Source organism: Paenibacillus tritici (assembly GCF_013204885.1).
GTDB lineage: Bacteria > Bacillota > Bacilli > Paenibacillales > Paenibacillaceae > Paenibacillus_AQ > Paenibacillus_AQ tritici.
Map to the genome: position 1 here is coordinate 112,930 of NZ_JABMKX010000018.1, position 24,196 is coordinate 137,125.

Below are 24,196 nucleotides of genomic sequence, written 5' to 3' on the forward strand. Positions count from 1 at the left end.
ACTATTATCTAATTAGATATTTATATAATTTAATGAGGGGCTAATGTTATGAGCACAAATGCAGGATTACTGGCGGGACCCAATAAAGGCTATCGAAGGCTGTTTGCAGCCGGGTTAATCAATGGTATCGGCGACCGTTTCAGCAGTATTGCCATGCTGGCCCTGGTGCTTCAGTTGACCGGGTCGGGAATGGCTGTAGGAATATCGCTTGGCGTGCGGGTGCTTCCTTATCTGTTCATGGCACCGCTTGGAGGGTTGCTGGCTGGCAGACTGCCGCGCACAACGATCATGATGGCTGTGGATTTCCTGCGTGTACCGGTAGCCTTGTCGTTGCTCTGGGTCGACGGGGAGCATATGCTCTGGCTGGTGTATGCCGGCAGCTTTGTGATGGCAGCGGGTGAAGCTATCTATAGTCCGGTGCGCAAATCATCCATCCCGCTGCTGGCAGCGCCGGAGGAATTGCTGCGGATCAACGGCCTGGAACAGCTTTTGAACGGCTGCGTGCTGATTCTTGGCGCCTTCGCCGGAGGGATGGTCTCGCTGTATTTCGGTCCGGACATGGCCTTTGTTATGAATGCTGTGTCGTTCCTGGCGGCAGGACTGCTGATAAGGGGGATTCAATATCCCGAGCAGGCCCTTGACGGAGACAGAGACCGGGAGTCTGCACTACATACTGAAGGCGGAAACCCTACCTTGGGTTTGTCTGTCCAAAGCACACGGCGGCGGGCGCTGCGCACAGTTCTTGGAGGCAGTCTGGCACTACAGGTTGTGCTCTGTTATGAATTGCTGGTGCCGGTGATCAATGGCTGGGATAATGTGCTGATCAGCGTATATGCGGTGCAGATATTTCATGCGGGAGACAGCGGGGTGGGGGCGTTCTATGCAGCGCTTGGCATCGGACTCAGCCTGAGTGTCTTTGCCGAACGTTTATTCCGCAAAAGGCTCTTAGCGGTAGCACTGGGCGGTCTGCTGCTTGAGGGCATTCTGCTCATGATGATTAGTGGCAGCGGTCATTTCGCTACAGCATTTATGCTGTACATTCTGTTATCTTTGGCCGGTGGGACCGGCAATGCCTGTCTGGATACGCTGGTGATGAGGGAGACGCCGCCTGCGCTGCAGCCGGCCGTATTCGGCCTGCTGGCGGCAGTAAGCGGAACCTTGCTGGGTCTGTCCATGTTTGGGGCAGGATGGCTGCTTGATGTTGTGGAGCCCAGAATGCTGGGATTCGCGGGTGGGGCGGGTTTTGCTGCGATTGCGCTGTTGCTGGGCGGGTATTACCTGCTTCGCAGCCAATGGAATAAGCGGAACAAGGAGTCCCGGCCTGAATGAGCTGAAAAGAATCAGCGGGTTTTGGAGGTCTCCTTGACCTTAACTTCCACCTTTGTCTCCAGCACAGCCACCGGCTTGCGGCGCAGCAGGCGGAGACGAATGGCGTTCCGGTAACGGTATATGACAATCGCGGCGGCAATGGCCAAGACACCGAGAGCGATCCAAAGGGCGTAGGATTCGATCAGGTGGAAGATGCCCATCCACTGCGGGCCGAAGATTTTGCCGATTCCGAGGAATAAGACTACCCAGAATAAGGCGCCGCTATAGGCGTATATTGCGAATTTGCGGAAGGGCAGGGCGATGATCCCGGCAAAGTAGCCGGTGAAATGGCGCACGCCGGGAATGAAGTAACCGATGGAGATCAGCACACTGCCGTATTTCTCGAACCAGCGCTGAGTTTTTTCCAGCTTGGCCGGAGAGAACATGAACCATTTGCCGTACCGCTGGATAAAAGGCAGTCCTGCCTTGAGTCCGATGAAATAAGTAATCGTCATCCCCACTGTGGTCCCTATGAAGGCTACGATCACCAGCGTGAAGAAATCGAGCCTCCCTGTGTAGGACAGGAATCCGGCGAAGGCCATTGTAGTCTCCCCGGGAAAAGGCAGGGCAATAAATTCGAGCAAAAGCCCGAAGAACAATACGCTATATCCATAGCTTGCAAACAATTCCTGTATCCATTTCAGCATGTCCATAGATTCTTCACTCTCCAAAGGCTGCGCGCCAATTCTAATCTGAAGCTTGTCTTCATACAATCTACCAAATGACGCGAAAAGCGCCAATAGAATGCTGGAGGTAGAGAAGATGAAGGAATGCCGGGAAAATCCGTTCCGCCGCTTGATCATCCGCGGGTTGCTTGTTATTGCAGTACTATTGTGTCTGGGTGTGTCAGCCTATGGAGAAAAAGGGGATTCCCCTGCTTCGAGCAGTACGTTCTCCCGGCAGGCAGAAGCAGGCCGTGCGTTACCTCTACTCTCTAAGAATAATCCTCCGGCAGTCCCGGTGCAAGATTTGCCCTCTGCGCCCGTCAAGATTAAGGGGGCAGAGGCACGGCGCTCACGTATCTCCGGCAGCTCAGCTGATGTGCAAGGCGCAGATCATCAGGCTTCCTCCGCTCAACAAATATCCGCAGCTGCCGGGAAAATTGCTCCTGAAGCCGGACACCGCAAGGACAAGCGGGTGGTCTATTTAACCTTTGACGACGGGCCAAGTGCAGTTACTCCCAAGGTGCTTAACATATTGCGGGAGCAGGGAGTCAAGGCTACCTTCTTCGTGCTGGGTGACCAGGCCGCAGGCCGTCCGGAGCTGATCAACGCAATCTGGGAGCAGGGACATGCCATCGGCAACCATACCTATAACCATAATTATCATGATTTATATAGCGGGTTCACGGAATTTTGGCGTCAAATCAAACAAACGGAGGAAACGGTACGGGAGATCACAGGAGTCCGTCCGCAGCTGGTCCGTGCTCCTGGAGGTACCTTTGGCCATTTCGACAATACTTACTTCACTCTGCTGAAGCAGGCAGGCTATGAGGTTATCGACTGGACGGTGGACAGCGGGGATTCCCGCCGACGCGGAGTACCGGCTGCGGAGATTCTACAGGCTTCGGTTGCCGACCTGACCTCCTCCAGCGTGGTGCTGCTGCTGCATGACGGATCGGGCCATGGGCAAAGTGCCGAAGCGCTGCCTGCCATTATTGAACGCTACAAGGCCGCCGGTTATACGTTCGGCATTCTTGGGGCCCAGAGCGATCCGGTACAGTTCAGAGTGTCCTCTAAGGCAGCCGCTCTGAAGCGGGGGAAGCCGTCTCAAGACTGGATATCGGCAAATATTGTTCCGAATGCGCAATTGTTTGCTCCCGGCACAGCTCTTGCGCTTGAGATCGGCAGAATGGAGACCAAGCTTAAGCCCGGAGAGTACCGCGTTCAGGACGGGCAATACTATGTTCCCCTCCGCGCTACCGTTGAACGCCTGGGCGGACAGGTGGGCTGGAATGCGGCTACCCGCAGCGGAACGGTAATCTGGAATGGCCGCAGCGTGACGCTCAACTCAGAGACACAGGAGATTGGAATTCTCCGGCTGGACGGCACGGCAGAGTACCAGGCGGCACAGGTGCAGCTCCTTGGGGAGTCCCTCTGGGTACCTCTGCGCACATTGCTTGAGGCGGCAGGACATCCGGGTGCAGAATCTGTTGTGAGTGCAGAGGAACGCAGAGTTAAGGCAGCATAAGCAGGCAAAAAGCGGCCACTTCAATGTCTGGGCATCCTTTTTCATGGGAAGAATAGATAGCAACAGGCTCCTTGGAAGGCGTATCGCCAGTGAGCTAGTCTATGACCATAGGAAGGGTGTCCTCCTTGTCTTCATCATTGATAGATTCGAAGTCACTAGAGTATTCAGACCAGAACAATTACAGGAAACCGAAAACCGCGGTATTTCCCCGGAGACGTATCCATCGTGCCGTAAAAGAATGGGGGCGAATGCTGCTCCTGATGACAGCCACCGGAGGGCTGTATCTGTGGCGCGGGGGAGAATCACTTCTGCTGCTGCTGACGGCCGGGGGAATTATAATGTGCGGCGGCCTGCTAATGCAGCTCTACGGTCCCCGGAGGGTGAACGTGCAACGTACAATTTCTCCTGACCGGCTGTCAGCCGGGGATGCTGCGGTGGTTGAGGTGAAGCTCACTTTTGCCTCCAGAATACCGCTTCCCTGGATGATCATTACCGATTACTGGAGCGGAGGCAGCCATCAGGAGCTGGTGTTTCCCGGCTTCCGCCGTTCCTTCAGCTATTCCTATGAATTGCTGTCTGTACCCAGAGGTGTTCATCAGCTCCATGGCTGCAATGTAGCGTGGGGGGATCTGCCCGGATTGTTCACAGGCAGCTGCCAGCCGGACGGCAAGCAGATCTTCAAGGTGCTGCCGAAGGCGCTATATATGGGCGGCACGGTGCCGGATAACGGCTTGATTCCGGGTGACCGTGTACTCCCCGCACGGGGGAAGCACAGCAGTCCGCAAGCGGCAGATATCCGCGATTATACGCCGGGTGACCCGTTCAGCCGGATTCACTGGAAGAGCAGCGCCCGTAAGGGAACCCTGCAGAGCCGAGTACCGGAACGTGAAGCGGGGCAGATGAACTGTATCGTGCTGGCGAGCAGTCCGGAGGACTATGATGTGCCATTTGGTGCATATGTGCCGCGCAGCCAGCGTGCTGCGGTGATCCCTGCCTTCGAACAGGCGGTATCGGCTGCAATGGGTATGCTGCTCTCTGCCGAGCGCTCCAGCAGCTACATCCAGCTCTTCAGCGGCGGCTGGCCTGAAGGAATGGCCAGACATGAAGGGCTGGGCCAGCTTCCCGGCAGGGTCCGGGATCTGCTCACAGAGATTGCCCCCTCCGGTTCACAGAGTCTCAGCAGGCTGCTGGAGGATGCATCGAAGAGCTGGATTCCCGGTATGACGGTATCTGTTATTACCGGGCGGCTGGAGGAAGAGTCAGCGAGAACCATGGCCCGCTTCCTGGTTCAGGGAGTGCGGGTGGAGCTGTATTATGTCTGGGATCAGCCTTCTCCAGGCAGCCAGACCAGCGGTAATCCTGTGAGGAGTCCGGCGGGAGCGGCAGGAACGTTACCGGAGATGTCCCGCAGTACCAGACAGACCCCGGGAGGAATGACGGAGTCCGGGCCGGGTGATCCCGCAGCTTCCGGGAGCAGACAACCCTCACCGGGTACGATTGCCGGGAGCCTGATGCGGCTCGGCGCCCGTATTCATTGTCTGAACTCCGCTGCTCCTGCACAAGGGTATAAGGGGGCGGAGAATTATGGGCTTCCGGATACACCTTCGTCCCACTAAAGTCATGCCGGATGGCGGCAGTCCGCAGGTCTCCTCCGGCAGCGGACAGCGGCGTCATGGAACCATTGTGTTTGCAGCGGAAGGGCTGCAGAAGTCAGATCCTACAGAGAACAGCTTCGCCGGTTCAAGGGAGAGCAGCCCCCTGCACTATCGCGGCCTGTTCTCTTTGGCCATTATGGGAATCTTTGTCCTGTGGCTGCTGCCGCTCTACAAACTGGCTGTGACCACGGAGCATACGCAGCTTCTGCGAATTCTGATGCTCTCGGCTGCGGCACTCCTGGCATGGGGGTGTATTCAGCTGCCCCGGCTTGTGCAGGCAGGCGGCCAGTTCCTGCTGATCTTCATGACCTGGTATACTCTCTGCGCGGCAAGCGGAGAGAGCGGCTGGCTGAAGGCCTATGTATCCGTGCTGGGGAAGGATGCTCTCCTCCTTCTGTCGGCGAGGATCTCCGCATTAAGCGAGGACAGCAGGCTGCTGATCCTGGTGCTGGGCTGGGGTCTCTTGGTCTCATCGGTCCAGCAGCTCGCGCTGTATAGGGGAAGCTTATCCTTATTCGCAGGGGTTACCCTGTTGTATCTGCTAATGCTGGACATGGGCTATGCGGTCAATACATCCGGTGATGTGCTGGTCTTCGTAGGGCTGTTCCTGTGGCTGCGGGTATTAAGCAGATTACTCCATCTACAAGAGCAGACAGGAAGCCTTGCTCTTCCTTACGGCCGCTGGGGCATGTTGGCCTTCGGTGCAGCTGTAACGGTGATGCTGGCGGCCTGGGTCGCCGGGCAAGGGCTGGGTGCGCGCCCGGCTGCCCCGGTTACGCTACAGCCGGTTCTGAATAAGCTGGAGCATTGGGCTGAAGCACAGAGGCCGGAGGATGCTGCGGGTTCTCAGACGGGCAGCACCGGCTACAGTACAGAAGACAGGGAACTGGGCATACCGCTGTCTCCTGGCAGGGAGGAGGTCTTTACGGTCACGGCAACCCGCCCCTATTATTGGCGGGGGGAGAGTATGGCGTATTATGACGGCCGCCGCTGGATCAGGAGCGGAGCCGCTTATACACCGCTTAACTTGATTCGCCTTCCTGAGGCAGTGCCTGCTCTGGCAGGTGCCGCCTCAGATGAAGCGCAGACCTTGATTCAGCGGATTCAGTTCGCTTTGCCTTCGTCCGGCGGACTTCCTCTGTTCAGTGCTGGCAGTGTTGTGGATGTACAGAACATCCGGCTGGAGGACGGGAGCCAGCTGGGCTATGTGCTCGCTAACCCGGAGAAGCTTAGCTTCCGGCTGCCGGAAACGTACGGGTCCGCTCGGGTAACGGAGTACACCGTAAAATCTGTTCTGCCTGAAAGCGACCGGGAGGTGTTGCGGAAGCTGGAGGGGCGTGACCCTGAAGCGGTCAGCAGCCAGTATCTACAGCTTCCTGCGGCCTTGCCGTCCAGGGTTAAGGCCCTGGCCGGAGACCTCACCGCCGCCGCGCGCAGCCGTTATGATGCGGCTGCTGCCGTAGCGGAGTATCTGCAGAGCGGCTATACCTATTCGCTGAAGACCCGGGTGCCGCCGTCCGGTGCCGATTTCACTGACGATTTCCTTTTCGGTACACGGCGGGGCTACTGTGTGCATTTTGCCACTGCGATGACGGTCCTGCTGCGCAGCAGCGGCATTCCGGCCCGGTACGTCCAGGGCTACGGTCCGGGAACTCCCGTGCCAGGTTCGATGCCCCGGCGCTACAGCGTGACCGATGGCGATGCCCACGCCTGGGTCGAGGTCTATTTCCCCGGCGCCGGCTGGGTCCCCTTCGATCCCACGCCGGCCTCCGGGCCTGCCGCCGCTGCTTCAGGCGCGGCGGCGAACCCGGCGGCTGCTTCCGCGCCGCCGGGGGGCCGCTTGTCCGCTGCGCAGCTCGCGGACGCTCTGATCGCCGCCCCGCCGCAGGGGGGCGGCCCGGCCCGGACGCCGCTGGCTGCCGCGGCGCTGCTGCTGGCTGCCGCTATCCGCTGGCGGCGCAGCCTGGCCCTGCTGCCGGCGGTGCGCCGCGCCGGCAGGCTTGGCCGTGAGCGGCAGCTGCGCGCCGCCGCTCTGGCCTGGCACGGGCTGGCGGCGCGCTATGGGCCGCCGCTGCCCGGGGTTACCGCCAGGGAGTACGCAGACTCCCTGGTGATCGAGGACGGGCGGCTGCGCAGCGCCGTCCGGGATTTTGTACGCCAGTGGGAAACCCTGGCGTATAGCGGACGCGCGGGCGGGCCAGCGGAGCGCGCGCGGGGGCTGCATGGCGGCGGTGTCTCGCCGCCGCGCCTTGGCGTAGTCCTGCCGCTGCCAAGTACCGGCGCAGTCTCGCCCAGCATCGGCGCAGTCCCGTCGCCGCGCCCTGGGGCAGTTCCAGTAGTGCGCGCCAGCATACACCCGCCGCCATGCGCCGGCGCTCCTGGTCTCGCCAAGGACTCGGGTGCCCTCGACGAAGCAGCATTCATTGCCAGGTGCTTAACGATCACCTTCCACCTGGCATAATCAGATAAAAGGCGTTCACTGCCATTGCAGCGGGCGTCTTTGCTTTTCTCTGTTCAACACTAGATAAAGGAGAGTAATAAGGAGCGTTAGTACACCTGAATTCAGCGGATGCGTGCGAAATGAGCCAATAAGGAGCAGTAGCACACCTGAATTCACCGGATACTGCCAGAGTTAGGTGAATAGAGAACGGGGGGGCTTACAAACTGTATGGTCTGCAAAAGTTACAGCGACGATTTGTTCTTATTAACATTCTTCTCCAGTCCATGTTGCATTCCACTTTCCAGTCCATACCGAAGCGCAAATTACGTACGAACCGGCAAGTAGTGCGAGTTGTGTGAGGGAAACAGATGGATAAACCACACTTAATTCTTCCCCAATGGAGTGTTGTAGGAAAGCAGTTGGAATAAGTCCACTTAAATCCATCGTACCCTTACGATATATCAGAAACCGCACTGAGTAAGTGTTGTTTATCCAACTATTTCCTATAATTACGCCTAAAACGCCAGAATAGTTGTACAAATTCCACTTGCTTCCATCCGCTACGCTCCGAGCTAAACGCATCCCTCCCCGTCCCCCGCCACATAGACATCGAAACCTTGAAGCGGAGGCGTCTCCTTTCCTTGACGATGAGAATTAACCATGAGTATAATGAATCCAATAATCAAGGGAGGCAAGTAATGAACAAGCCAAATGAAATGATCGTTGTTCTGGATTTCGGGGGACAGTATAACCAGCTTATCGCGCGCAGAATTCGTGACCTGGGGGTATACAGCGAGCTTCTGCCGTACAATACACCGATGGAGAAGATTAAGGCCTTATCGCCAAAAGGGATTGTATTCTCGGGCGGACCCAGCAGTGTCTACGCCGAGGATGCGCCGCATGTAGATCCGGCCATCTATGAACTGGGACTTCCGATCTTCGGAATCTGCTACGGTATGCAGTTGATGGCGCAGCAGCAGGGAGGCAAGGTGGAACGCTCAGCCAAACGCGAGTACGGCAAAGCGGACGTTGAATTCGCACCTAGCTCCGTGCTTGCCGCGGGTCTGGAGAGCAAACAGACGGTATGGATGAGCCACGGCGACCATGTGGTGGAGCTTCCGGAAGGCTTCAAGCTGGATGCCGGAACAGAGAGCGCTCCGATTGCAGCGATGAGCAATGACGAACGCAAATTCTTCGCCGTTCAGTTCCACCCTGAGGTACGCCACTCCGTGAAAGGGAACGAGATGATCTCAAACTTCCTGTACGAGGTCTGCGGCTGCGAGGGCAAATGGACCATGGAGTCGTTCATTGGAGATGCCATCAAGGATATCCGTGATAAGGTCGGCGACCGTAAGGTGCTCTGCGCACTCAGCGGCGGTGTAGATTCCTCTGTTGTAGCTATGCTGATTCACCGGGCCATCGGCGATCAGCTGACATGTATGTTCATTGATCACGGCCTTCTGCGCAAAGGGGAAGCAGAGAGCGTAATGGAGACCTTTGTCGGCAAGTTCGATATCCATGTTGTCAAAATCGACGCCCGTGACCGCTTCCTCGGCAAGCTGGCCGGTGTGTCCGACCCTGAACAGAAACGGAAGATCATCGGCAATGAGTTCATTTATTGCTTCGACGAAGAATCGGCCAAGCTGGGGGATTTTGCATTCCTGGCCCAAGGCACACTGTATACCGATATTGTGGAGAGCGGCACAGCAACGGCGCAGACCATCAAGTCGCACCATAATGTGGGCGGACTGCCGGAAGATATGAAGTTCAGTCTGATTGAGCCGCTGAACACCCTGTTCAAGGATGAAGTCCGTAAGCTGGGTGAAGAGCTTGGTATGCCACATGCGATTGTATGGCGTCAGCCTTTCCCGGGTCCGGGACTGGCGATTCGTGTGCTGGGTGAAGTGACCGAAGAGAAGCTGACCATTGTCCGCGACTCCGACTATATCCTACGTGAGGAGATTGCCAAGGCCGGTCTGGACCGCGAGATCTGGCAGTATTTCACCGCCTTGCCTAACATGAAGAGTGTTGGGGTTATGGGGGACGAGCGTACGTACTCCTACACTGTAGGTATCCGTGCCGTAACTTCCATTGACGGCATGACAGCCGACTGGGCGCGTATCCCATGGGATGTGCTGGAGAAAATCTCCGTGCGTATCGTCAACGAAGTCGACAACGTGAACCGCATCGTGTACGACATTACTTCTAAGCCGCCTGCCACGATTGAGTGGGAATAGGTAAGGGATATATAAAAACGGCTACGCCGTCCTTTAAAAGGATAGCGTAGCCGTTTCTGCTTGTTGCCAGTGTGCCGGTTACAGATCCTTCAGTTCAAAGATCTTCTGAAGCTTACGGAGACATTCCGTCTTCTGGTTATCATCCTCGGTGTGGATATACGCCTCCACCAGCCTGTACCCGAATACGAGCAGGATGAACTCGTAGACACAATGACCGGTGATAGGGGGTGCCTCTATATACTCCGAGAAGCCTTGATAATAAGCAGGGATACACCGCTGGTAGTATTCTGCCATGAGATCGGGGTCCGCCTCATCCGCAATCAGGCTGGCGATATCCTCACCCAGGTAGCCCCAGCCGGAGGTATCCCAGTCGATGAGGGCGATGGTCTCACCCTCGCAGATCAGGTTGGTCACCCAGAAGTCACGGTGGCACAGCACGAGGGGCAGTTGTTCAATGCGGGCAAAAATGTCATCCGACTGATCATCAATGTCGATGAGCATTTGCCGCAGGTGCTGTGGGAATTCGCATTCCTCCGAGCGTATATAGTCGTAGACGACCGGCCATGACCGGTAATGCAGATACGTATTCTTCATGAGATCCGCATGGCTCAGGTTGGTCAGGCTCTGCAATACCGCAGGCTGCCCGGCATACAATTTACCCTGATAGCGGCCCAATTCCAGTGCAGCCTGTTCATACATCTCAGCGGTCAGGTCCAGACCGGATACGCCGTCGATATATTCGAGCCACAATTGGCACTCATCCTCATCCGTATTGATCTCAGAGTAATAACACACCGGCCAGCGGAAGGTATGGGAGAAGGTCGCCCCCAGTCCGGAAGCATACAGATCATATTCCCGCCGCCAGGAATCCGGATCATTGTAACGCTCCCATTTCTTCTGGATTTTCAGAACGATACGGTACGGCAGGTGCTCTCCGTCCGCCGTTTCGGCTGTTCCCGTCACCAGGCGCACATTCCCCAGAGTCCCGCCATGTAACTGGACCGTTTGGGAATCAGCAGATGTAATCGTTGTTTTGAAAAGTTGACTTAGAGCAATATATAACGCTTCAGTATGCATATTCATTTTTTCCAGCCCCCGTTTTTCTTCGTTTGTTTTCTCTGCATCGCGATGGATTGACTTCGGGCGTTTTTGTGGATGAGATAGCCCGTTTTGTCCTGGACAAATTTATTCTCATGCTGCTGGGCCGTATAACGCTCCCAGCGTTCGCGCGGCAGAGAACCGTCAGCAAGCGCAGCGAGAACTGCGCACCCCGGCTCGGATTCATGGCGGCAGTCATGGAAGCGGCATCCTTCGAACCGTTCCTCCACATCGCTGAAGCCTGCACGGATACCTTCATCTGCATCGAAAAGCCCAAGCTCACGCATCCCCGGTGTATCAATTACCATCGCTCCGGAGGGGAGCATGAATAATTGACGGTGTGTCGTCGTATGCCGTCCCCGGCTGTCGTCCTCGCGGATGGACTTAACCGTCATTACTTTCCGTTCCATCAGCGCATTGAGCAGAGATGATTTGCCGACACCGGACATACCCAGAAAGACAACTGTTCTACCGGGCATAAGATAGGCATCCAGCTCGTTCAGCCCCAGACCGTTATGACTGCATACGGCGTGCACCGGCACATCTGGTATGCTCTGTTTGACTTCGGCCAGCGGGAGACTGAAGTCCCCGGTGAGATCAGCCTTGGTCAGAATGATAACCGGCTGCCCGCCACTTTGCCGGGCTTGAGTCAGATAACGCATCATGCGGGTGACATTGAAATCCCGGTTCAGGAAAGACAGGATGAATACATAGTCAAAGTTGGTGGCCACGACCTGCTCCAGAATCGTTTTGGTATAGCCAGCGGCATGACCTGAATAATTCGCCCGCGAGAATTTGGAGCGGCGGGGGAGTAACGTAATAATCAGCGAATCTCCGCTCTCATTGCGGCGCAGCAAGACGAAATCACCGACGCACGGGAAGTCCTTCCGTGACTCGGCACTGTGATAGAACGAGCCTTTGAGTACAGCCGTCACCTCGCCCTGCGCAGTTATAACAGTGAACCGCTCCCGCCGCAGTTCTGTAATCCTGCCGGGTAATAACCCGGAGGGGATTTCCTCTATATCTGTATAGCCATAGGTTTTTAGATCAATCATGTGTTTGGGTTAGCTCCTTATCAAAATATAAGAATTTATATGTTGCACACTATAACTTCTTCTTCTATTTCTCGCTGAAACGGTACCGTCCTTTCAAAAGGACGGCAAAGCCATTTCCACTTGTGTTGTTTTGTGGACGCAAAAATGCCGCGCAGCAGCAGCCTCAATAAGAAGCTGCTGTTCTACGCGGCATCAAGATGCAAAAAAGATACGACCTTCATCGTATCCCGCAAACAGCAATATTCACGAAAGGTTACTTGGGATGGCATAACAAATAATACGGGCATTTGCCCGCTGTTTAAGAGATATGCCTGCTATTCAGTTTTAAACTGAAACCACCATATAAGTAGTAGCCAATTGAAACATCCCCTTTCGGATAAGGAACTTGTAAGAAATTTAATGCTTATCGCTAAGCACATCCAGAGTAACATACATTAGTATGCAAATCCATGTAGAGTTTGATTATAATCATGAGCTAAGTGCTTCATCATATGTATAGAGCTTAACTGAAGTGCAGTGCCGTCCGCGTTTATGATGCGATGTTTGGCGGATCATCCCTTAACCAAGCAGGATTTGTCATAAAAGTGTTCGATTTACGAACGATTGTGTAATCCTGACGGACAATGTTCGTATTTACCATTGACAAGCCCTGTCATCTGCCCCTAAAATGATAAAGCGCTACAGCAAATATATTCGTATAATTCCGGGGATTGGCCCGGAAGTCTCTACGAGGTCACCGTAATGACCTGGCTACGATTAGAAGAGCAGCTTACTCTGGAATAACGGTTATTGCCGGTATTGCGGGCAAGAATCTCTTTAATCAGGCCGGTGTCTTCTATAGATGCCGGCTTTCTATTGCTGTGATGGCATAACATACAACCTTAGGGGGAGAACAATTTGAACCGCTTTTTCAAGTTGAAAGAGAACGGCACCACAGTACGCACAGAGATCATGGCCGGTATAACCACGTTTATGGCAATGGCTTATATTCTGTCGGTTAATCCAAGCACCCTGACTGCCTTCGGCCGCATTGATATGGGCTGGTATTCCGTATTCCTCGCTACAGCGCTGGCAGCCGGTATTTTCACTATTGCCATGGGGGTATTCATTAACTTCCCGGTAGCTCTGGCACCTGGTATGGGCCTTAACGCATATTTCGCATCCGTAGTCTTGTCTTCCGCCACCACTGAACATGAGTTCACCTGGCAGATGGGTCTTACCGCCGTATTCATCTCCGGGATCATCTTCATTCTGCTGACCATAACCCGGGTGCGGCAAATCCTGCTTACTGCTATTCCTGACAGCCTGAAGCATGCCATTACGGTCGGTATCGGGATGTTCATCACCATTATCGGCCTCAAGAACAGCGGACTGATGACCATCGGCGTTGAAGCCGGAAGCGATATCGCCGCTAATAAATTTACAGACGTACTTTCTTTTGAGACGGTAATTCATATGGGGAGCCTGGAGAACACCAATGTTCAGCTCGTCATTATCGGTCTGCTGCTGATCTCCATTCTAATGGTACTGCGTGTTCGCGGCGCTATCCTGTTCGGTATTCTGGGGACTACACTTGCTGCGATTCTGATGGGCGCTGTAGATTTCAGTTCCCTGAGCAATCCGCAGACCCCTTGGGTTCCTGACTTCACACAGCTCAACTTCTGGGAATTCGATTGGGAAGGCATTATGCACACAGGTATCGTATCAGCGATTGCCACCTTTACCTTTGTAGAATTGTTCGATACCTTTGGTACGCTTGTAGGTACTGCTGAACGTGCCGGAATCATGAAGAACCCGGAAGAAGGCAAAAAACGTGTCGGTAACGCAATGTTCGTAGATGCGGTAGCTGTTGCGGGCGGTGCCATGCTGGGTACCTCCACAACAACAGCTTATGTTGAAAGTGCTGCTGGTGTGGCTGAAGGCGGACGTACGGGTCTGACCGCAGTAACAACAGGGATATGCTTCCTGCTTGCCTTGTTCCTTGCTCCGGTAGTAGCTCTTATCCCGGGTCCGGCAACAGCGGCAGCGCTGATTATTGTCGGTGTTCTGATGGCTCAGTCGATCCGCGACATTGACTTCCAGGACATGGTGCTTGCGATTCCAGCCTTCCTGACCTTTGTTATTATGCCGTTTACTTACAACATTGCTAACGGGATTTCGTTCGGGATCGTTACTTATGTGATTCTGGCCTGCGTAGCCAATGTAGCCGGCAAGAAGAAATACGATATCCACTGGATGATGTGGGTTCTGGCGATTCTGATTGTTCTGCGTTATGTTCTGATCGGCAGCCAAGGCTAAATACGGCACCCAATCTGAATATAATTTCTGCGGTCCCTTCATTATATGGAGGGGCCGTTTTCTTTTTGGGTTCTTGCGGGGGAGATGCAGCCGGACACAAGCGCTGCTTTACCCTTTTCATCAACCAGTATTTAGATTATATTGTTGAAGAGGTGATAAATGGTGTCGGGTTTATTTACAAGAGCTTACAGGTCCTTCCTTAAGCATCCCTTGCCGTTGCTGCTGTTTCTGCTTGGAGCAATGGTCCGTATTCTATACATAACTTCTATTCCGCCTGGACTGAACCAGGATGAAGCCTCTATCGGTTATGATGCCTATGCGATTCTGCACTATGGGATCGACCGGAACGGTGTTCATCTGCCCATTCATCTTATCGCTTGGGGTAGCGGGCAGAATGCACTCTATGCCTATTTGTCCATGCCGTTCATTCTGTTGTTCGGACTGACGCCGCTGTCGGTACGGGCACTCAGTCTGGTTATGGGACTGCTGGGCATGATTGTCTTCTACCTGATCGTGAGAAGGCTGTCTGCCTCGCCCGGAGCCGGGGCCATTGCCATGTTCTTCATCGCTATTAATCCCTGGCATATTATGATGTCCAGGTGGGCGCTGGAATCGAATCTGTTTCCTACGATGATATTAATTGCGGTCTACTGCCTGCTGCGTTCCTTTACGAACCCGGGGTGGATTTACGCTTTTACCGGAATGCTTGCCCTATCCCTGTATGCTTATGGGACAGCCTACTTTTTTGTACCGTTGTTTGCACTCGGTACGGCAATTCTTCTATTATATAGCAAGGTCCTGAGACTCCGCACACTGGTGTGGAATCTGGCAGGGTTTGCGGTAATAGCGTTACCTATACTACTATTTGTTATAATTAACCGTTACGCTATGCAGGAGATTGCTACTCCACTGTTCACTGTTCCTAAGCTTACCATGCCCCGCGTGGAGGAGATTTCATCCGTGTTCGGGGGCCGGCTGTGGCAGGCGGCTGCAGATAACTTCAGCGCCTTCGGCAAGCTGATGTTGAGCGGAAGCGACGGCTTGCCCTGGAACTCTATTTCTCCGTACGGGTATGCTTATCCGGTTGCGCTGCCCTTTGCGCTGATCGGGTTCATTGTCCTCGTGCATGCATGGTGGACAAGGCGGCGGGAGAGTGCCGGTGCGGGAGTCCTGCTGCTCTGGTTCCTGATCGCCGTGCTGATGGCGCTTATTACAAGCGTGAATATCAACCGGATCAATATTATTTTTTATCCGTTCATTATCCTGGTATGCGCCGGGTTCGGATGGATTGCAGGCAAGGTCAAAGGAGTTGCGATACTGGCAGTAGCGGTGTTTGGCATCATGTTCGTTTTGTTCTCTAATGCCTATTTCCGCGAGTTCCCTGAGAGAATCGGCCCGGCCTTTTATGATTCGTTCGGGGAGGCAGTGCAGTATGCTTCCGAACACAGCACCGGTGAGATCTATGTTACGAATAATGTGAATATGCCTTATATTTATGTGCTGTTCTATGAACAGATGAATCCGCATGATTTCCTGAAGTCCGTTGTTTACGCCAATCCGGGAGAAGCCTTCCAGCGTGTTTCTTCCTTTGGGAGATATAAGTTTGATGATATGAGGACTGTGCCTGCCGGTGCCGCATATATTTTTGCGAATAACGCTACACCGCCTGCGGCAAGTACGGAATATACGGTCAAACGGTTCGCTAATTACAGTGTGCTCCTTACTAACGAGGGGACGGGCGGTCTTCCGGCACCCCAGGGGACGGCCATAGCTGAATTCATGAATGGGGGGTTTGAAGAAGGGGCTGCGGGCTGGTCCTTCACTGCGGGTACGGGAGTGGCCGATAACAAGCCGTTCGCCGGAAGCAAGCTGGCGTATCTTGATCCCGGAGCCGATACCCTCGTGTCACAGGTATTTACCGCCCCGGCTGGTGATTACAGACTGTCCGTCATGGTTAGTACAGGCGGCAGCGGCGGGAAGATCGGCATCCGTACAGCGGGTAAGGTGCTTGCAGAGACTGAACTGCCCGTAACGGAAGAGTACCAACAGGTCACACTTCCTGCAGTCACTCTGGAGCAGGGGATGCAGGCAGAAGTATACATAACCGGCGGTAATGGCTGGATTAACATTGACGAGGTGAGGGTAGAACGATGACCAAGAATGTACGTGCAGCGGCAACCGTTATACTGATGCTCCTATTATTTATTCTTCCTGTAACAAGCATCTATGCCGAAGGGAACTTATTGCAGAATCCGGGCTTCGAAGAAGGTGAGGACGGGGCGCCTACAGGCTGGAGCAAGGATATGTGGATTTCCGGAGATGCGGCGGGCTCGATCTCTGTCCAGTCCGAAGAGGTTCATTCCGGCAGCAGAGCAGCGGTGATTGAGAATCTCCAGCCCAATCACCTGAAGTGGGTCCAGACCGTTGCCGTCTCACCGGAGAGTTATTACAGAATCTCGGGTTATGTCAAAATCGTCAGTACGGCAGGCGGGGGAACCGGCGCCAATATATTCCCTGTAGGGATTGGCGGCGGCTACCCGGCTACCAGCGATACCGCCGGGGAATGGCAGTATCTGGAGTTCATCGGCCAGACCGGCAAGGAGCAGACCGCGGCCGGAATCGGTGCTGCACTTGGCGGTTATGCCAATCTGATTCAGGGCAAAGCCTATTTCGATGATCTGTCCGTCGAACAGCTCGATACCGTTCCAGAGGGTTCGAATATCATTTCCCTGGACAGCGGAGCGCAGGCTCCGGCAGCAGAGGCAGGCGGGGGCAAGCCGGAAGAAACACCGCACAAAGTATCACCGGCCAAGCTGCTGCTGATTTCAGGTGCGTTCTGTTTGTTCTTTGCCTTTTTATACACCAGAGCCTTCCGCAGTGAGCGTCTGCTCAGACAGGAGGATGTCATCTACACCCGCTGGCTGTATGTTGTGTTTGGCGTGGCCTTTATCCTGCGGATCTGGATTGGCCTTACGGCTCAGGGCTACAAGAATGATATGAATACATTCATGGCCTGGGGCCAGCGCCTGACCGACCTGGGTCCGGGCAAATTCTATGAAGAAGGTTATTTCGCCGATTATCCTCCGGGTTACTTGTATGTGCTGTACCTGCTCAGTCTGCTTCGAGGATTATTTAATTTTGCCGGCGGATCAGGTGCAGAGACAGTTCTCTTCAAGCTGCCCGCGATGATCTCCGACCTTGTACTCGGCTGGATCATTTACAAATGCGCGCGTCCCAAACTCGGCTCCGGCCTTGCCATCGGGCTGATGCTGCTGTTCCTGTTCAATCCGGCCGTACTGATGGACTCGGCAGCCTGGGGACAGGCGGATTCCTTTTTCCTTATTTTCCTGATGCTCAGCATTATAGGGATTGTCGACAAAACCTTTGTACGTGCAGCGATCTTCTTTGCCATTGCCACACTGATCAAGCCGCAGGCGCTGATCTTCACGCCGGTGCTGCTGCTTGCCTTCTACCATCACCGCGCCTGGAAGCAGCTTGTGCTGGGTGCGGTGTACGGACTGGGGATATTCATTCTCCTCGCAGCCCCTTTCTTCTGGAATAACGGCGGTCTGATGGGATTGATTAATCTATACAAAAGCACGCTGTCCTCCTACCCGTACTCTACGGTTAACGCATTTAATCTGTATGCTTTGACCGATCCGATGTGGTCGGCCCTGGATGTGACCTGGTTAGGCATACCGTACCGCATCTGGGGTTTTATTTTCATCCTGGTGGCGGTGGCACTTGCAGCTTATTATTCCTTCAATACTAAGGACCGTAAGGATCTCTCCAAATCCTACTTCATAGGTATGGTGCTGATCACTATTGTCTTCGTATTCGGTACCAAGATGCATGAGCGTTACTTATACCCGGTTCTGATTCTGTCCTTATTCGCTTTCATGGAGAGCCGGGACCGGCGGTTCCTGACGCTGTTTCTCGGGTTCTCCCTGACCCAATATATTAACGTAGGGTATACACTGGCTTATCTGAATACCGGCGGAAACCCGCCGACCGACGGCATTGTGCTGGTTACAGCTATTACCACTATAATTCTTGCATTATATATGCTCTATATTGGATACGATGTATATATCCGCAAATCCACGAAGCTCCTGCCTGGACCTGTTACGCCGCAGGAAGCTTTTGAGGCAGATCTGCTGCTTGCAGAAGGGATTAAGCCGCTTAGCAAGCCGGAGCGTCGTTCCCCGCTGAAGCTGCAGCGCAGAGACTGGATCTGGATGATCGCAATCACCATACTCTATGGGGCGCTCGCCCTCTACCACCTGGGGGATAACAAGGCACCTGAGACATTGTGGGAGCCTGCTGCCAGCGGCGAGAGCTTCTATGTCGATCTGGGGCAGGACCATCCGCTTGAGCGGGTCAATGTCTTCGGCGGTGTCGGGACCGGCAAATTTCAGCTGGAATTCAGCCAGACCCCTGATAATTGGAGCAGTCCGCTTGAGGTGAGCGAGGATGTCGGCAATGTCTTCATTTGGAAAAGCCAGCCGCTTAACGTATCGGCAAGATATATCAAGCTCACGGTTACGTCTCCGGGCTTCACCCTCAATGAAATGGCATTCTATGAGCAGGGGGCACCGAAGGTTCCTCTGACCATAGCAAATGTTGTACCGGATACGGGAGCAGCTGCCAAAAGAGGAACACCGGCCAATCTGTTCGACGAGCAGTCGGTCATTCCGGACAACTCCAATTTCATGAACAGCACGTACTTTGATGAGATCTATCATGCCCGTACAGCGTATGAACATTACCATGGGATTGTTCCTTATGAGAATACACACCCGCCGCTCGGCAAGCTGCTGATTGGAGTTGGGATGGAGCTGTTTGGCGTCAACCCGTTCGGCTGGCGGGTGATAGGGACCTTGTTCGGGATTGCCATGCTGCCGCTGATCTATATCATGGCTATGCGGCTGTTCCGTAAGACTACCTATGCTGCACTGGCCGCCGGACTGTTCGCCCTGGACTTCATGCATTTCACCCAGACGCGAATATCCACCATTGATGTCTACGGCGTATTCTTCATTATGCTGATGTTCTACTTCATGCAGCGTTATTACACGATGAACTTCTATCGTGTGCCGCTGCGGACAACGCTGGTTCCGCTGTTCTGGTCCGGCCTGTTCTTCGGAATCGGGGTAGCCTCTAAATGGATCGTTCTATACGGAGGCGCGGGACTGGCCATTATGCTGGCGTTGGTGCTGTTTGAACGCTACAGAGAATACAAGGCAGCGGGGCGTCTGCTGGCGGAAGGCAAGCTGACCGGGCAGGAGCTCAAAGCCGCCTGCCGGACAGCGGATCAATCCTTCTGGAAGAATACGGTGATCACTCTGGCCAGCTGTATCTTATTCTTCGTGATCATCCCGGGAATCATATATAGTCTCTCCTTTGTGCCGGCACTTTCTGCTTCAGCAGAAGGCTTCACGATAAAGGGGCTGATTGATGCCCAGAAGAATATGTACAACTACCACAGCCAGCTTGTAGCGACACACCCGTTCGCGTCCTCCTGGTGGGAGTGGCCGTTCATGAAACGTCCGGTATGGTTCTTCAGCGGCGGTGAAGGCTTGGCAGAAGGCAAAGCGAGCAGCATAGTAACTATGGGCAACCCGCTCATCTGGTGGACCGGAATCTTCGCTATGCTGGCAGCCGTATGGTTTACCTTGAAGCGCAGGGACAAGAGCCTGTACATGATCTGGATTGGTTTCTTCTCGCAATATGTACCCTGGATGCTTGTGCCGCGTGAGACCTTCCTGTACCATTATTTTGCAATGGTGCCGTTTATGATTCTTTCTACTGTATACATCCTGAAGCTGCTTGACGGCAGATTCCAGGGTGCCAAATATCTGCGGTACGCCTATGTTGCGGCCGCCGCCATCCTGTTCGTTATGTTCTATCCGGTGCTATCCGGAATGCAGGTTAACAGCAGTTATATCATTACTGTACTGCGCTGGTTCCCTTCCTGGGTATTCTAGGTTTCTTAGGAAGGGGACTTCAAGAACCGGCTCATCAAGGAAGCTGTGGCTTACAATTAATTTTAGGAGGAACCCAGGTGAAAGCCAGATACAGTGTAATAGTCCCCATGTTCAATGAGGAAGAAGTCATTCAAGTAACCTACGAGCGGCTCAAAAAAGTAATGGATGATTGCGGTGATTCCTATGAGCTCGTGTTCGTCAATGACGGTAGCCGGGACCGTACGGCTGAGATTATGCGCGGAATCAGTAATGCGGACGAGCATGTCAAGCTGATTAACTTCTCCCGTAATTTCGGCCATCAGGTGGCGATTACCGCCGGTATGGATTATGCTGAAGGTCAGGCGGTTGTGGTAATTGATGCAGATCTTCAGGACCCGCCTGAGGTTATCCTGCAGATGATCGCCAAGTGGAAGGAAGGCTATGAGGTGGTCTATGCCAAGCGGCTGAAGCGCCACGGAGAGACCTTCTTCAAGAAAATAACCGCCAAAATCTTTTACCGCCTGCTCAGCAGTATGACCAGTGTGGAGATTCCTACGGATACCGGGGACTTCCGGCTGATCGACCGTAAAGTCTGTGATGTGCTGCGCGGCCTGAAGGAGAAGAACCGTTATGTGCGGGGACTTGTGAGCTGGGTAGGCTTCCGTCAGACCATGGTGGAATATGTGCGGGAGGAACGCTATGCCGGAGAGACGAAATATCCGCTGAAGAAAATGATCCGGTTTGCGCTCGACGGAATCACCTCGTTCTCACACAAGCCGCTCAAAATCGCTTCATATATCGGATTCTTTCTGTCCTTCTCCAGCTTCATCTACCTGTTCCTGGTATTGTTTCAGAAGGTCTTCACCTCCTGGACTGTACCGGGATGGGCGTCCATCGTCGGAGTGAACCTGCTCTTTAACGGCATAGTACTGATGCTGCTGGGCGTAATCGGCGAGTATATCGGCCGGATCTATGATGAATCGAAGGACAGACCGCTCTATATCGTGAGCGAGACCCGAGGGTATCCCGACGCGGAGATAGAAGATACGCGGAAGGCAAGCGATTATGCAAAATAAGGCCTGGAGCGCAGGCATCATCCAGTTTCTGAAGTTCAATGCGGTGGGCCTGCTCAACACGTTGATTGATTTTGCGATATTTACACTGCTGCATTCCATAGGGATGGTGAACACTCCTGCGCAGATTATTTCCTACAGCGCCGGTACCGCCAACAGCTTTTTCTGGAATAAGAAGGTTACCTTCCGTGACCGGGACAGAGGGAATGCCGGCCGCTTTGACCGGATGCAGCTGGTGAGGTTTATCGTGCTGAATCTGCTGGTGCTGGGCATTTCGGTGGTGCTGATTCATCTATTGACGGACAGATTGGGAGTCCAGGTGCTGATGGCCAAAGTGCTGGTAACGTTCATTACAGTGATTATTAATTTCTTCGGAAGCCGTAAGTGGGTATTCTGATGAAGGTATAACACAAGGCTAAGCTTATATTCTATATTATGGAGGCGATTGTCATGCGGAAGTTATCCTATCTGATTATACTTGCTGGGGTTCTGATTATGCTCTATCCCAAAGGAAGCGAGTGGTACAATGACCGTCAGCAGCAGAAGCTGCTGGAAGAGGCTGAACAGGCCTACAGTGAAATCGTTCCTTCAGCTACGGCCCCTGCCGGCACGGATCTTAGCAAGCCTTATGCGGAGGTGACCCAGCTGCTGGCTGAAGAATCGGCTGCCGAAGAGCCGGTGCCCTCTGCCACCCCTGACATTGAAGTCGGAGGTAAGATAACCGCCATTATTGAAATCGACAAGATTGATCTGAAGCTGCCTGTCCTGGAGGGTGCCACCAAGAATAATATGAAGCATGCTGCAGCGCATATGAAGGAGACGGCTCCAATCGGCGCGGTGGGCAATGCAGCTATTGCGGCACATAGATCCAGAACTGCAGGGAGATTGTTTAACAGGCTGAATGAAGTCGGCGAGGGGGATACCATTACCATTATTACAAGCGGCCACGAATACAAGTATGTAGTCTATGGTGTATCCATTGTTGAGCCGACCGATGTATCTGTGCTGAAGGGGAAGGATGATGATAAAATTCTAACCCTCATTACCTGTGATCCGCTCGTAGATCCGACCCATAGGCTTATCATCCATGCGAAATTAACCTGACTCTCATAGGATAAGGCGGAGAAAAGGTAGAGAAACATAAAATTTTAGCATATTTTTGTAGTAATCTAGCAATTTAGGTCTTGATAATAGATAGAGATATGGTAAGATATAACTATCAAAGCTAATACACGATAAACGGCAAACCTATCGAAAGGTAGGGACGCAAAGCTACAGGGCCTTCCCGTCATGGATGGCAGCCAGTTACCGAATGAAGAGGCTTTTTTTGTTTGTTCATAATCGGAATCTCTTGTTTTATGGTGGAAGATTGGACAGATAAAGCTTATACGATAACGGCAAACCTATCGAAAGGTAGGGACGCAAAGCTAAAGGGCCTTCCCGTCAGGATGGCAGCCAGCTACCGAAAGGGGTTTTATCCAATGAAAAAGGTTTATTTAATGTTGGTTACACTTTTTGTAATTGTCACTTCCGTGCAGACAGGCACTGCTCAGGCTGCTAACGCCGATGCAAGCTGGTTGAATGTAGGACAGCTGGATCAGGGGGTTATCGGAGTTTCGTACGAGGTTCCTAAGGACAAGAAGATGAAGCTCATGATCACCAAGGATAACAACAGCTACACTTACAACTTATACACTTCCAAGCCGAACGAGACCTTCCCGCTGCAACAAGGAAATGGTTCATATAAGATTTCCGTACTGGAGAACACGATTGGCAACAAATACAAGGTTCTGTCTTCTGAAACGGTATCCCTCTCCATGAGCAATGCTAATGCCGTATACTTGAGCTCCGTACAGAACGTGAAGTGGAGTTCTTCCGATAAATCCGTTCAAAAAGCAGCACAGCTTACAAAGGGTCTGACATCAGACGGAGATAAAGTTAAAGCCATCTATAACTACATCGTAGCCAATGTGAAATATGATTACTCCCTGGCTAATAGTGTTACAACCGATTATATTCCGAACAACGATAATACACTGGCTACTAATAAAGGGATCTGCTACGATTATGCATCCTTGTTTGCCACTATGCTTCGCAGCGAAGGTATTCCAACCAAATTGGTTATGGGGAATACAAGCTATGTAACCTCGTACCATGCTTGGAATGAAGTGTTCCTGAACGGCAAGTGGGTAACAATTGATACTACAGTGGATGCCGGTCTTGGTAAGAACAGTGCTTCAACAGGTCTGATCAAAGCAGCTAGCAAATATACTGCAGCGAAATTCTACTAAGAATAGACGATGTAATCTAATAGTATCTTCAGAGAACACCCCGCTTAGACATTGAGCGGGGTTTTTGTTTGAGATAAAGGTTGCTTTTTCATAGAGAGATAGGTTATTATAAATAAGCGTTGTTGGAGCGGTGCGGATTTAGAGAAATTACTTGAATAAGTCATTTCAAAATAAAGCTTGCATTACTCGAACGAACGTGATATATTATAAGAGTTGCTGGTGACGCGGTAAGCGGCGCTGACAACGAGCTTGATCTTTGAAAACTGAACAACGAGTGAGTATCGGAAATCACGAAAGTGAATTCCAAAAATGATGAATTTCACAGCGTCTTGACGCTTTAGAAATCTCATCGTAGAGAATGTAAATTCTCGTCAGATGTTTCAAAATGAGCAATCGCTCTTTTCAATACTAATTGGAGAGTTTGATCCTGGCTCAGGACGAACGCTGGCGGCATGCCTAATACATGCAAGTCGAGCGGAGTTATGAAGGAGCTTGCTCCAGATTAACTTAGCGGCGGACGGGTGA

15 protein-coding genes, 1 rRNA gene and 3 riboswitches are annotated in these 24,196 nt (G+C 53.1%); of the genes, 13 read left to right on the forward strand and 3 right to left on the reverse strand.

The window, feature by feature from the left end:
• The first annotated feature begins 48 nt into the window (after positions 1 to 48).
• Positions 49 to 1,329 (forward strand): MFS transporter, encoded by a 1,281-nt coding sequence (locus tag HQN87_RS26300; RefSeq protein WP_173139346.1) that lies wholly within the window; start codon positions 49 to 51, stop codon positions 1,327 to 1,329.
• A gap of 11 nt (positions 1,330 to 1,340) precedes the next feature.
• Here the strand turns inward: HQN87_RS26300 and HQN87_RS26305 are convergent, their stop codons facing one another.
• Positions 1,341 to 2,021: a DedA family protein gene (locus HQN87_RS26305; protein ID WP_173139348.1), complete on the reverse strand. Its 681-nt coding sequence runs from the start codon at positions 2,019 to 2,021 to the stop codon at positions 1,341 to 1,343.
• Positions 2,022 to 2,130: 109 nt separating this feature from the next.
• On the opposite strand from HQN87_RS26305, the gene HQN87_RS26310 reads away from it, so the two are divergent.
• The 4 genes from HQN87_RS26310 to guaA all read left to right on the forward strand — a co-directional run bounded on the left by HQN87_RS26310 (position 2,131) and on the right by guaA (position 9,890).
• Positions 2,131 to 3,558, forward strand: a complete 1,428-nt coding sequence (locus HQN87_RS26310) for a polysaccharide deacetylase family protein (RefSeq protein WP_173139357.1) — start codon at positions 2,131 to 2,133, stop codon at positions 3,556 to 3,558.
• 248 nt (positions 3,559 to 3,806) lie between these two features.
• Positions 3,807 to 5,174 (forward strand): DUF58 domain-containing protein, encoded by a 1,368-nt coding sequence (locus HQN87_RS26315; protein ID WP_173139359.1) that lies wholly within the window; start codon positions 3,807 to 3,809, stop codon positions 5,172 to 5,174.
• On the forward strand, positions 5,143 to 7,674 hold the full coding sequence (locus HQN87_RS26320; protein WP_173139361.1) for a transglutaminase domain-containing protein: 2,532 nt from the start codon (positions 5,143 to 5,145) through the stop codon (positions 7,672 to 7,674). The genes HQN87_RS26315 and HQN87_RS26320 overlap by 32 nt, the downstream gene beginning before the upstream one ends.
• A 677-nt stretch (positions 7,675 to 8,351) precedes the next feature.
• On the forward strand, positions 8,352 to 9,890 hold the full coding sequence (gene guaA, locus HQN87_RS26325) for a glutamine-hydrolyzing GMP synthase (protein ID WP_173139363.1): 1,539 nt from the start codon (positions 8,352 to 8,354) through the stop codon (positions 9,888 to 9,890).
• A gap of 78 nt (positions 9,891 to 9,968) precedes the next feature.
• On the opposite strand, the gene HQN87_RS26330 is transcribed toward guaA, so the two are convergent.
• Entirely contained in the window at positions 9,969 to 10,973 is a 1,005-nt protein-coding gene (locus HQN87_RS26330; RefSeq protein WP_173139365.1) for an aminoglycoside phosphotransferase family protein, read from the reverse strand.
• On the reverse strand, positions 10,970 to 12,043 hold the full coding sequence (gene rsgA / locus HQN87_RS26335; RefSeq protein ID WP_173139376.1) for a ribosome small subunit-dependent GTPase A: 1,074 nt from the start codon (positions 12,041 to 12,043) through the stop codon (positions 10,970 to 10,972). Before rsgA ends, HQN87_RS26330 begins: the two co-directional genes overlap by 4 nt.
• Before the next feature lie 673 nt (positions 12,044 to 12,716).
• A riboswitch (purine riboswitch) is annotated at positions 12,717 to 12,816 on the forward strand.
• A gap of 124 nt (positions 12,817 to 12,940) precedes the next feature.
• Between rsgA and HQN87_RS26340 the strand changes: the two genes are divergently transcribed.
• The 8 genes from HQN87_RS26340 to HQN87_RS26375 form a co-directional block, all read left to right on the forward strand.
• Positions 12,941 to 14,341: an NCS2 family permease gene (locus HQN87_RS26340; protein WP_173139378.1), complete on the forward strand. Its 1,401-nt coding sequence runs from the start codon at positions 12,941 to 12,943 to the stop codon at positions 14,339 to 14,341.
• A 159-nt stretch (positions 14,342 to 14,500) separates the two neighbouring features.
• Positions 14,501 to 16,495, forward strand: a complete 1,995-nt coding sequence (locus HQN87_RS26345) for a carbohydrate-binding protein (RefSeq protein WP_173139380.1) — start codon at positions 14,501 to 14,503, stop codon at positions 16,493 to 16,495.
• Entirely contained in the window at positions 16,492 to 20,328 is a 3,837-nt protein-coding gene (locus HQN87_RS26350; RefSeq protein WP_173139382.1) for a glycosyltransferase family 39 protein, read from the forward strand. The genes HQN87_RS26345 and HQN87_RS26350 overlap by 4 nt, the downstream gene beginning before the upstream one ends.
• Positions 20,329 to 20,405: 77 nt before the next feature.
• On the forward strand, positions 20,406 to 21,383 hold the full coding sequence (locus HQN87_RS26355; RefSeq protein WP_173139384.1) for a glycosyltransferase family 2 protein: 978 nt from the start codon (positions 20,406 to 20,408) through the stop codon (positions 21,381 to 21,383).
• Entirely contained in the window at positions 21,373 to 21,777 is a 405-nt protein-coding gene (locus HQN87_RS26360) for a GtrA family protein (protein ID WP_173139386.1), read from the forward strand. Before HQN87_RS26355 ends, HQN87_RS26360 begins: the two co-directional genes overlap by 11 nt.
• Positions 21,778 to 21,830: 53 nt before the next feature.
• Positions 21,831 to 22,484 carry a class D sortase gene (locus HQN87_RS26365; protein WP_173139388.1) on the forward strand — a complete coding sequence of 218 codons (654 nt, stop codon included), beginning with the start codon at positions 21,831 to 21,833 and terminating at the stop codon, positions 22,482 to 22,484.
• A 127-nt stretch (positions 22,485 to 22,611) separates the two neighbouring features.
• A riboswitch (cyclic di-GMP riboswitch) is annotated at positions 22,612 to 22,693 on the forward strand.
• Positions 22,694 to 22,766: 73 nt separating this feature from the next.
• Positions 22,767 to 22,847: riboswitch (cyclic di-GMP riboswitch) on the forward strand.
• A 14-nt stretch (positions 22,848 to 22,861) separates the two neighbouring features.
• Complete coding sequence (locus HQN87_RS26370) at positions 22,862 to 23,671, forward strand: transglutaminase-like domain-containing protein (RefSeq protein ID WP_173139398.1); 810 nt, start codon at positions 22,862 to 22,864, stop codon at positions 23,669 to 23,671.
• A gap of 409 nt (positions 23,672 to 24,080) precedes the next feature.
• Positions 24,081 to 24,196: ribosomal RNA gene (locus tag HQN87_RS26375) — 16S ribosomal RNA — on the forward strand; the annotation flags it as partial.

Excerpts from the sequence above, each read along its gene's own strand:
- HQN87_RS26300 (WP_173139346.1), top strand. The coding sequence starts at position 49 with ATGAGCACAAATGCAGGATTACTGGCGGGACCCAATAAAGGCTATCGA.
- HQN87_RS26305 (WP_173139348.1), bottom strand. The coding sequence starts at position 2,021 with ATGGACATGCTGAAATGGATACAGGAATTGTTTGCAAGCTATGGATAT.
- HQN87_RS26310 (WP_173139357.1), top strand. The coding sequence starts at position 2,131 with ATGAAGGAATGCCGGGAAAATCCGTTCCGCCGCTTGATCATCCGCGGG.
- HQN87_RS26315 (WP_173139359.1), top strand. The coding sequence starts at position 3,807 with ATGCTGCTCCTGATGACAGCCACCGGAGGGCTGTATCTGTGGCGCGGG.
- HQN87_RS26320 (WP_173139361.1), top strand. The coding sequence starts at position 5,143 with ATGGGCTTCCGGATACACCTTCGTCCCACTAAAGTCATGCCGGATGGC.
- guaA (WP_173139363.1), top strand. The coding sequence starts at position 8,352 with ATGAACAAGCCAAATGAAATGATCGTTGTTCTGGATTTCGGGGGACAG.
- HQN87_RS26330 (WP_173139365.1), bottom strand. The coding sequence starts at position 10,973 with ATGAATATGCATACTGAAGCGTTATATATTGCTCTAAGTCAACTTTTC.
- rsgA (WP_173139376.1), bottom strand. The coding sequence starts at position 12,043 with ATGATTGATCTAAAAACCTATGGCTATACAGATATAGAGGAAATCCCC.
- HQN87_RS26345 (WP_173139380.1), top strand. The coding sequence starts at position 14,501 with ATGGTGTCGGGTTTATTTACAAGAGCTTACAGGTCCTTCCTTAAGCAT.
- HQN87_RS26350 (WP_173139382.1), top strand. The coding sequence starts at position 16,492 with ATGACCAAGAATGTACGTGCAGCGGCAACCGTTATACTGATGCTCCTA.
- HQN87_RS26360 (WP_173139386.1), top strand. The coding sequence starts at position 21,373 with ATGCAAAATAAGGCCTGGAGCGCAGGCATCATCCAGTTTCTGAAGTTC.
- HQN87_RS26365 (WP_173139388.1), top strand. The coding sequence starts at position 21,831 with ATGCGGAAGTTATCCTATCTGATTATACTTGCTGGGGTTCTGATTATG.
- HQN87_RS26370 (WP_173139398.1), top strand. The coding sequence starts at position 22,862 with ATGAAAAAGGTTTATTTAATGTTGGTTACACTTTTTGTAATTGTCACT.